Annotated in this window: 8 protein-coding genes and 1 tRNA gene; 5 read left to right on the plus strand and 4 right to left on the minus strand. The window is 73.5% G+C overall.

Annotated elements, in window-relative coordinates; all coding sequences use genetic code 11:
- The 3 genes from AOK00_RS24305 to AOK00_RS24315 form a co-directional block, all read right to left on the minus strand.
- On the minus strand, positions 1 to 859 hold an 859-nt coding region (locus tag AOK00_RS24305; protein ID WP_159041836.1), incomplete at its 3' end, for a serine/threonine-protein kinase.
- 58 nt (positions 860 to 917) lie between these two features.
- Positions 918 to 1,769 carry a serine/threonine protein kinase gene (locus AOK00_RS24310; protein ID WP_055602419.1) on the minus strand — a complete coding sequence of 284 codons (852 nt, stop codon included), beginning with the start codon at positions 1,767 to 1,769 and terminating at the stop codon, positions 918 to 920.
- A gap of 339 nt (positions 1,770 to 2,108) precedes the next feature.
- Positions 2,109 to 2,183: transfer RNA gene (locus tag AOK00_RS24315), tRNA-Cys, on the minus strand.
- Between the two features lie 317 nt (positions 2,184 to 2,500).
- Here AOK00_RS24315 and AOK00_RS24320 point away from each other — a divergent pair.
- The 5 genes from AOK00_RS24320 (at position 2,501) to AOK00_RS24340 (ending at position 7,668) form a co-directional block, all read left to right on the plus strand.
- Positions 2,501 to 4,051, plus strand: a complete 1,551-nt coding sequence (locus tag AOK00_RS24320; RefSeq protein WP_055602416.1) for an MFS transporter — start codon at positions 2,501 to 2,503, stop codon at positions 4,049 to 4,051.
- Between the two features lie 46 nt (positions 4,052 to 4,097).
- Positions 4,098 to 4,298, plus strand: coding sequence for a ribbon-helix-helix protein, CopG family (locus tag AOK00_RS24325; RefSeq protein ID WP_015033897.1), 201 nt, complete (start codon positions 4,098 to 4,100; stop codon positions 4,296 to 4,298).
- Positions 4,295 to 4,687 carry a type II toxin-antitoxin system death-on-curing family toxin gene (locus AOK00_RS24330; RefSeq protein ID WP_055602417.1) on the plus strand — a complete coding sequence of 131 codons (393 nt, stop codon included), beginning with the start codon at positions 4,295 to 4,297 and terminating at the stop codon, positions 4,685 to 4,687. Before AOK00_RS24325 ends, AOK00_RS24330 begins: the two co-directional genes overlap by 4 nt.
- 101 nt (positions 4,688 to 4,788) lie before the next feature.
- The gene (locus AOK00_RS24335; RefSeq protein ID WP_055602418.1) at positions 4,789 to 6,582 is read left to right on the plus strand and encodes a DEAD/DEAH box helicase; all 1,794 of its coding nucleotides are present in this window, start codon (positions 4,789 to 4,791) and stop codon (positions 6,580 to 6,582) included.
- 444 nt (positions 6,583 to 7,026) lie between these two features.
- Positions 7,027 to 7,668: an IclR family transcriptional regulator gene (locus AOK00_RS24340; RefSeq protein ID WP_015033894.1), complete on the plus strand. Its 642-nt coding sequence runs from the start codon at positions 7,027 to 7,029 to the stop codon at positions 7,666 to 7,668.
- Between the two features lie 57 nt (positions 7,669 to 7,725).
- On the opposite strand, the gene AOK00_RS24345 is transcribed toward AOK00_RS24340, so the two are convergent.
- Positions 7,726 to 8,426: helix-turn-helix domain-containing protein (locus AOK00_RS24345; RefSeq protein WP_159041837.1), on the minus strand; the 701-nt coding region annotated here is incomplete at its 5' end.

Here is an 8,426-nt window from a genome sequence, read left to right on the forward strand (position 1 = left end):
CCCGGCGGGCGATGTCGGTCAGGAGCAGGGGTGGGAGGTGGTCGGCGAACTCGCCGTGGCCGTCGTGGAGTCGGTCGACCAGGGTGCCGGTGGTGGGGCGGGCCGACGGGTCCTTCGACAGGCAGGCCGTCAGGAGGGGGAGCAGGGCCTCCGGTACGCCGGTGAGGTCGGGATCGGCGTAGCGGACGCGGTACAGGAGGTCGGCGGCGGAGCCCGTACCGAAGGGGCCGTGGCCGGTCGCGGCGAAGACCAGGACGCCCGCGAGGGCGAACACATCGCCCGCGGGCGGGTGTTCCTGCCCGCTCGCCTGTTCCGGCGACATGAAGGCGGGTGTGCCGGCCGCCGCTCCCGTACGCGTGAGATGGTCGTCGCCGGCCGCCCGCGCGATGCCGAAGTCGATGATCTTCGGGCCGTACGCGGTGACGAGGACGTTCGAGGGCTTGAGGTCCCGGTGCACCACGTCCGAGGAGTGCAGCTGCGCCAGCGCCCCGGCGAGCGCCGCGCCGAGGGCGCGGACCGTCGGCTCGGGCAGCGGGCCGCCGAGCGCCACGGCGTCGTCGAGCGGCGGGCCGAGGACGTACTCGGTGGCCAGCCACGGCGTCTCGGCCAGCGGGTCGGCGTCGACGACGGCCGCGCCGTGGCGTGCGCCGATGATCCGCGCCGCGTCGGTCTCCAGCCGGAAACGGGCCCGGAACGCCGGGTCGGTGGCGAGCCGCGGGTGCACGGTCTTCAGGGCGACGGTACGGCCGCCGGGTGTGCGCGCCAGATAGACCGTGCCCATGCCGCCGGATCCGAGGCGGGCGATGAGCCGGTACGTGGCGACCGCGGCCGGGTCGTCGTGGGTCAGGGGCGACAGCATGGATGAGGTCCGTCAGGTCCGGGGGCGGGAGGAGGCGAAGAGGGGGCGCGCTCGGGCTTCAGACCCTTGCCGGTTCCGGGAGTTCGGCGGCGAGGAGCTCCGAGGACTGGCGGGCGAGCGCCGCCACCACCCGGCCGGGCAGCCAGCCCGGGGCGAGGAGCGAGCCGGCCGAGTTCAGGACCGTCCCGTGCGTCGTCGGCGGGGCGAGCGCGGTCATCAGGGCGGCCGCCGTGGGCCGGTCGGCCGGGTCGCGGGCCAGGCAGGAGGAGATCACCGGGCGCAGGGCGGCCGGGAGTTCGTCCCGCTCGGGCACGGTGTGACCGGTGGAGGCGTACGCGAGGACCGCGCCGAGCGCGAAGATGTCGCCCGGCGGGCGCGGGCGGCCCCCCGACGCCTGTTCGGGGGCGAGTGCCCCGGGGTCGAGGCCGGGCAGGCCGGTGCGCGGCTCACCGTCGGCCGAGGCGGCCCGTACCGCGCCGAAGCAGGTCAGCCGGGGCCCGTCGGCGGTGAGCAGGACGGCGGCGGGGGACACCCCGGCGTGGGTGAGGCCCTGGCCGTGCGCGGCGGCCAACGCCTCGGCGAGGGCGGCGCCGACGGCGCGGACGGTGGTCTCGGGCAGCGGGCCGCCGTGGACGGCGAGGGCCACGGGAAGCGGCAGCGCCGGGACGTACGGGCTCGCGTGCCAGGGCGCTTCGCCGGGGCCGGCCACGCTCGTCACCGGAGCGACCCATGGGCCGAGGAGGTAGCGGGCGGCGTCGGCCTCCGCGGCGAAGCGGGCGGGATCGGTGCCGGTCAGCGGGGTGCTGAGCAGCACGGTGTGTTCGCCGTCCTCGGTGCGGGCCACGAACCGGCGGCAGGGCAGGACGGTCCGGGGCGGATCGAGGCGGGTGATCAGCCGGTACGGGCCGATCCGCCGCGCGGATTCCGGCCGCGCCGATTCCTGTCGTACGGATTCCTGCCGCGCAGATGCGTGCTGTGCGCGCGACTGTTCCACCGTTCGTGCCCCCCGTCGTCCGTGCGCCCGTGGTGACGGGGCGGGGACGAGCCTATCGAGGCGCGGAGGCGAGGCCGAGGCGAGGGGGCGTGCGCGGGAGGTGTGGCGGGGGTGGCCGTGGAGGGTCGGAGTCCGCCCCTCGGCTGAGTGCGGCGGTGCGGCCGCTCAGCCCGCCGTCGGTGGTGTCTCCGCCGTCGTCGGTGGCTCCGCCGTTTCGCCGTCTTCGGCGGGGAGAGCTGGGGCAGGAGCGGGAATTGGAGACCGTGATCGGATTCGAACCGACGTAACCGGCTTTGCAGGCCGGCCCCTCAACCACTCGGGCACACGGTCGTGTGGTGCAACGAGTACGACCGTAGGGCGGGGGTCGGGAGGGGCTCAAGGGGTTCCGGGGCCGTGCCATGCGACTGCAATGGCGCGGCCACACGGCGTTCACAGTCGGGCGTCCGTGGTGCGGCCGCGGTAGGGGCGTGGCGCGGCCCGTCGTGCGTCCGTGGTGCGGCCACCCGTGCGTCCGTGGTGCGGCCCGCCGTGCGGTCCCCGTGCGTCCGTGGTACGGCCCGCGGTACGTCCGTCGTACGTCCAAGGGCTGAGTCGTCCCGGGACTCCTGACAGGGGTCATTTACTTCTTCACCTCTTACTCTGGGGGGATGAGCGCCCTCGAACCCCGCGACGCCGAGGCGGACGCGGACATGGCCGCCGGCGTCGCCCGGCGGCCCGGATCCCTTGCCCCGCACGACGTCGGCACCGTCAGCACGGTCAACAGCGTCAGCGCCGTCGACACCGCCGACAGCGTCGTCACCAAGGGGTCCGTCCTCGATCCGGCCCATCGGGCGCTCAGCATCGGCATCGTCTCCGTCGTCCTGCTCATCGCCTTCGAGGCGACCGCCGTCGGCACGGCGATGCCCGTCGCCGCTCGCGAGCTGAACGGCGTCTCCGCCTACGCCTTCGCCTTCTCCGCGTACTTCACCACGAGCCTCTTCGGGATGGTCCTGGCCGGCCAGTGGTCCGACCGGAGCGGCCCGCTCGCCTCCCTCACCGCCGGCATGAGCGCCTTCGCCGCCGGGCTGCTCCTCTCCGGGACCGCCGGCACGATGTGGCTGTTCGTCCTCGGCCGGGCCGTGCAGGGACTGGGCGGCGGCCTCGTCATCGTCGCGCTGTACGTGGTGGTCAGCCGGGCGTACGCGGAACACCTCAGGCCCGCGATCATGGCCGCGTTCGCCGCGAGCTGGGTCGTCCCCTCCGTCGTGGGACCGCTCGCCTCCGGAACGATCACCGAGCACCTGGGCTGGCGCTGGGTCTTCGTCGGCATCCCCGCCCTCGTCGTCTTCCCGCTCGCCCTCGCCCTCCCCGCGATACGCAGGACCGCATCGGGACCCGCCGACCCGCAGGCGCCCGTCGCCCCCTGGGACCGGCGTCGGATCGGCCTCGCGCTCGCGATCTCGGCCGGCGCGGGGCTGCTCCAGTACGCCGGGCAGGAGCTGCGCTGGCTCTCCCTGATCCCGGCCGCCGCGGGCGTCGCGCTCCTCGTGCCCGCCGTGCGCGGGCTCCTGCCGCGCGGCACCGTCCGTGCGGCGCGCGGCTTGCCCTCGGTCATCCTGCTGCGCGGCATCGCCGCCGGGTCCTTCATCGCGGCCGAGTCCTTCGTCCCGCTGATGCTGGTCACCCAGCGCGGCCTGAGCGTCACCCTGGCCGGACTCTCCCTCGCCGTCGGCGGCCTCACCTGGGCGCTCGGCTCGTGGATCCAGGCCCGGCCGTGGACGGAGCCGTACCGCGAACGCCTGGTCGTCCTCGGGATGGTCCTCGTCGCGCTCGCGATCGCGGCCGCGCCGAGCGTCCTGATCACGGCGGTGCCGGTATGGGTGGTCGCGGCGGCCTGGGCCGTCGGCTGCCTCGGCATGGGCGCGGTGATCTCCTCGACGAGCGTGCTGCTCCTGCAGCTCTCGGCGCCGGAGGAGGCGGGCGCGAACTCGGCGGCCCTCCAGATCTCGGACGGTCTCTCGAACGTCCTGCTCCTCGCGGTCGGCGGCGCGGCCTTCGCGGCGCTGGGCGGCGGCGCGGTCGGCCACGCGGTGACCTCCCACGCGGCGACGGGCTCCCACCCGACGGCCTTCGCGGCGGTCTTCCTGCCGATGGCGGGGGTGGCGGCGGCGGGGGCGTGGGTCGCTACGCGGTTGCAGGCGGACCGGGCCCGAGCCTGATGCGATTCGGTACCACTCTGGCCCCATCCAGTGGTACCGTTTTGGTATGGCCATGAACCTGCGTCTCCGCGACGACCAGACCGAGGCACTCAAGCTGCGCGCCGAGCAGGAGGGCACGAGCATGCACGCGCTCCTGCTTCAGGCGGTGGACGACTACCTCGCCCGGACCGCCCAGCAGGCGATCGTGCGGAAGACCGCCATGGAGCAGGCGGCCAAGTGGCACGAGCTGATGGAGCGGCTCAAGTGACCTGTGTCTATCTGTCCGCCGAGGACGTTCTGGCTGTCGCCGGACATGCGGTGGACGACCAGGCCATCGTCGTACGGGACGCGGGACTGCTCGAATCGGCGGTGCACCGGCCGTCCGCCGCCATGTTCGGGGAGGAGGCGTATCCCGACCTCCTCGACAAGGCCGCCGCGCTGCTTCAGTCGCTCGCGATCAACCATCCCTTCCTCGACGGAAACAAGCGAACGGCCTGGCTGTCGTGCGTGACCTTCCTCGCCATGAACGGCGTCCAACTCCGCCCCGACATCGATGCGGCGGAGCGTCTGGTCATCTCCGTGGCGACCGGTGAGACCGACGAGGTGAAGGTGATCTCCCAGGGGCTGCGCGAGCTGATCTCCCCCGACGTGAGCTGAATCGCAACCGGGGCACGCGCACCCGGTTTCGTACGAGGTTCCGGCCGGGCCGCCGGTAAGGTGGCCCGGTTGTCATATCTGGACGAGCGTCGAACCCGGAGATCGTGACTACTACCACCACCTCCTCCCATCACCTTTCTCCCGCCTTCCCAGGACGGGCCCCGTGGGGTACCGCCGGCAAGCTGCGTGCCTGGCAGCAGGGCGCGATGGAGAGATACATCCAGGAGCAGCCCCGAGACTTCCTCGCGGTCGCCACACCGGGCGCCGGCAAGACCACCTTCGCCCTGACCCTCGCGTCGTGGCTGCTGCACCACCACGTCGTGCAGCAGATCACCGTCGTCGCGCCCACCGAGCACCTGAAGAAGCAGTGGGCCGCCGCCGCCGCGCGGATAGGGATCAAGCTGGACCCGGACTACAGCGCCGGGCCGCTCAGCAAGGAGTACGACGGGGTCGCCATCACCTACGCCGGTGTCGGTGTCCGCCCGATGCTGCACCGCAACCGGTCCGAGCAGCGCAAGACCCTCGTCATCCTCGACGAGATCCACCACGCCGGAGACTCCAAGTCCTGGGGCGAGGCCTGCCTGGAGGCCTTCGAGCCCGCCACGCGGCGCCTCGCGCTGACCGGCACCCCGTTCCGTTCCGACACCAACCCCATCCCCTTCGTCACGTACGAGGAGGGGAACGACGGCATCCGGCGGTCCTCCGCCGACTACACCTACGGCTACGGCAACGCCCTCGGCGACGGCGTCGTCCGGCCCGTCATCTTCCTCTCCTACAGCGGCAACATGCGCTGGCGCACCAAGGCCGGCGACGAGATCGCCGCCCGTCTCGGCGAGCCGATGACGAAGGACGCCGTCTCGCAGGCCTGGCGGACCGCCCTGGACGCGAAGGGCGACTGGATGCCGAACGTCCTGCGCGCCGCCGACCAGCGGCTCACCGAGGTCCGCAAGTCCATCCCGGACGCGGGCGGCCTCGTCATCGCCTCCGACCAGGACTCGGCCCGCTCGTACGCCAAGCTGATCCGCGAGATCACCGGCACCAAGGCCACGGTCGTGCTTTCCGACGACACCGGCGCCTCGAACCGCATCGACGAGTTCAGCGAGAACAACGACCGCTGGATGGTCGCCGTCCGCATGGTGTCCGAGGGCGTCGACGTCCCCCGCCTCGCGGTCGGCGTGTACGCGACGACGATCTCGACCCCGCTCTTCTTCGCCCAGGCCGTCGGCCGTTTCGTGCGTTCGCGCAGGCGCGGCGAGACCGCCTCCGTGTTCCTTCCCACGATCCCCAGCCTCCTCGGTTTCGCCAACGAGATGGAGGTCGAGCGCGACCACGTCCTCGACAAGCCCAAGAAGCAGGGCGAGGAGGACCCGTACGCCGAGTCCGAGAAGGAACTCGCCGAGGCGGAGCGCCAGCAGGACGAGGACACCGGCGAGCAGGACATGCTGCCCTTCGAGGCGCTGGAGTCCGACGCCGTCTTCGACCGGGTCCTCTACAACAGCGCCGAGTTCGGCATGCAGGCGCATCCCGGCAGCGCCGAGGAGCAGGACTACCTCGGCATCCCGGGCCTCCTCGAACCCGACCAGGTCCAGCTGCTCCTCCAGAAGCGGCAGGCCCGGCAGATCGCGCACAGCCGCAAGAAGCCGGACGAGGAGGCGGATCTGCTTGAACTCCCCGCCGAGCGACGCCCTGTCGTTTCCCACAAGGAACTCCTGGAGCTGCGCAAACAGCTCAACACCATGGTCGGCGCGTACGTCCACCAGACCGGCAAGCCCCACGGCGTGATCCACACGGAGCTCCGCCGGGTCTGCGGCGGACCGCCGAGCGCGGAGGCCACCGCCGGCCAGATCCGGGAACGGATCAAGAAGGTGCAGGAGTGGGCCACCCGGATGCGGTGACCCCGTTCCGTCCGCCCCCTGGGCGTGGCTGAGGCCCGTACGACGGCGTTCGTACGGGCCTCACTCGTCCCGCGGCGGCGGAACCGGTGAAGGAACCGCGGCGGGACCGGCGTCGGAGACCGGCCCCCACGGTCGGCCTCCGGGCCCTTCCACGCTACGTGCACGACAAAGCCGATCTTGTCCGCCAAAGTCCCGCGTGCGACCGACGAAGGTCCCGAACCGTCTCTATTCGCTCGCCGGCGCCCGGATTCTGGACGAGGTCTTCCGCTGAGCGGAGCGGGTCGCTACTGTCCCGGCTCAAAGCAATCGCCCCGTGGCAGCGCCGCCGCGGAGCGCAGCCGGTGTACCCCTTCCTGCCGGCGGCCTCTGACGTGCGTCGCCGACGGGACCGGTGACGCAACCCCGTGAGAGCCCGCCGCCACTCACTCCGAAGGAGAGGGCGTCGTGACCGCGGAGACCTCCCAGACGCTCGACCGGGGACTCAGAGTCCTCAAACTGCTCGCCGACACCGACCACGGCCTGACCGTCACCGAGTTGTCCAACAAACTCGGTGTCAACCGGACCGTCGTCTACCGGCTGCTCGCCACCCTCGAGCAGCACGCCCTCGTCCGCCGCGACCTCGGCGGACGCGCCCGCGTCGGCCTCGGCGTGCTCCGGCTCGGCCGCCAGGTCCACCCCCTCGTGCGGGAGGCCGCGCTCCCCGCGCTGCGCTCGCTCGCCGAGGACATCGGGGCGACGGCCCATCTGACGCTGGTCGACGGTGCGGAGGCACTCGCGGTCGCGGTCGTCGAACCGACCTGGACCGACTACCACGTCGCCTACCGGGCCGGTTTCCGTCACCCGCTCGACCGGGGCGCGGCCGGCCGCGCCATCCTCGCCGCCCGGCAGGGCGGCCTGATCGAACCGGGCTTCACGCTCACCCACGGTGAGCTGGAGGCGGGTGCGAGCGGCGCGGCCGCCCCGCTCGTCGGCGTGACGGGTGTCGAGGGCAGCGTCGGCGTCGTGATGCTCGCGGACGCGGTGCCGGAGCGGGTCGGACCGCGGGTGGTGGACGCGGCGCGGGAGGTCGCCGACGCGCTGCGCTAGGGCGCACGGCAGCGGCCCGGGTGCGCGGCGAGGGCCCTTCCGCGGCCGGCGCCGCCCTCAGGGGGTGTGCCCTGTGCCCATGACCAGGGTGCCCAGTGGAGTCCGTTCGTGGTGGACCGATCTGCCCGTTCTGGTCGTGGTGATCAGGCCCGCGGCTCGCAGGGCCGCCGCGTGGGCCGAGGCCGTCGCGTTGCTGACGCCCGTGCGGCGGGCGAGGTCGGTCGTCGTGCGGGGTTCCGTCAGGGCCTGGAGGACGGCGGTCCTCGTGCGGCCCAGGGCTGCCGTCAGGCCCCCGGCCTCGCCCCCCGGTCCCCGGGAGTCCTGGGACCCCCGGGACTCCGGGGTGGGCGGAACGCCCCCGCCCACCGGGTACGTGAGGACCACCGGGCGGTCCGGCAGGTCCTGGACCAGCGGGCCTCCCCTCCAGTGGAAGGTCGGCAGCAGGACCAGCCCCCGGCCGTCGAGGCGGATCTCGCGGGCTTTCCGAACCTCTGGGATCCCGCCCGCCTCGCCCGCCTCGCGGGCCGACGGGGCCGCCGGCCACCGCCAGACGCCGTCCCGCAGCCGCGAGCCCGGGGCGACCGTCGCCAGGGCGGCGGCCAGGCCCTGCTCCGCCGCCGTCAGCGCGTAGCGGGTGAACTCCGCCCGGTGCAGGTCCTGGACCAGCGGCCACACCGGCGCGAGGACCGTCTCGTACGCCGCCCGCTGGGCCCGGTCGAGCGTGCCCCAGGCCGCCGCGTCCCCGTGGTGCAGGGCCC

Source organism: Streptomyces aureus (genome assembly GCF_001418135.1).
GTDB classification, from domain to species: Bacteria; Actinomycetota; Actinomycetes; order Streptomycetales; family Streptomycetaceae; genus Streptomyces; species Streptomyces aureus_A.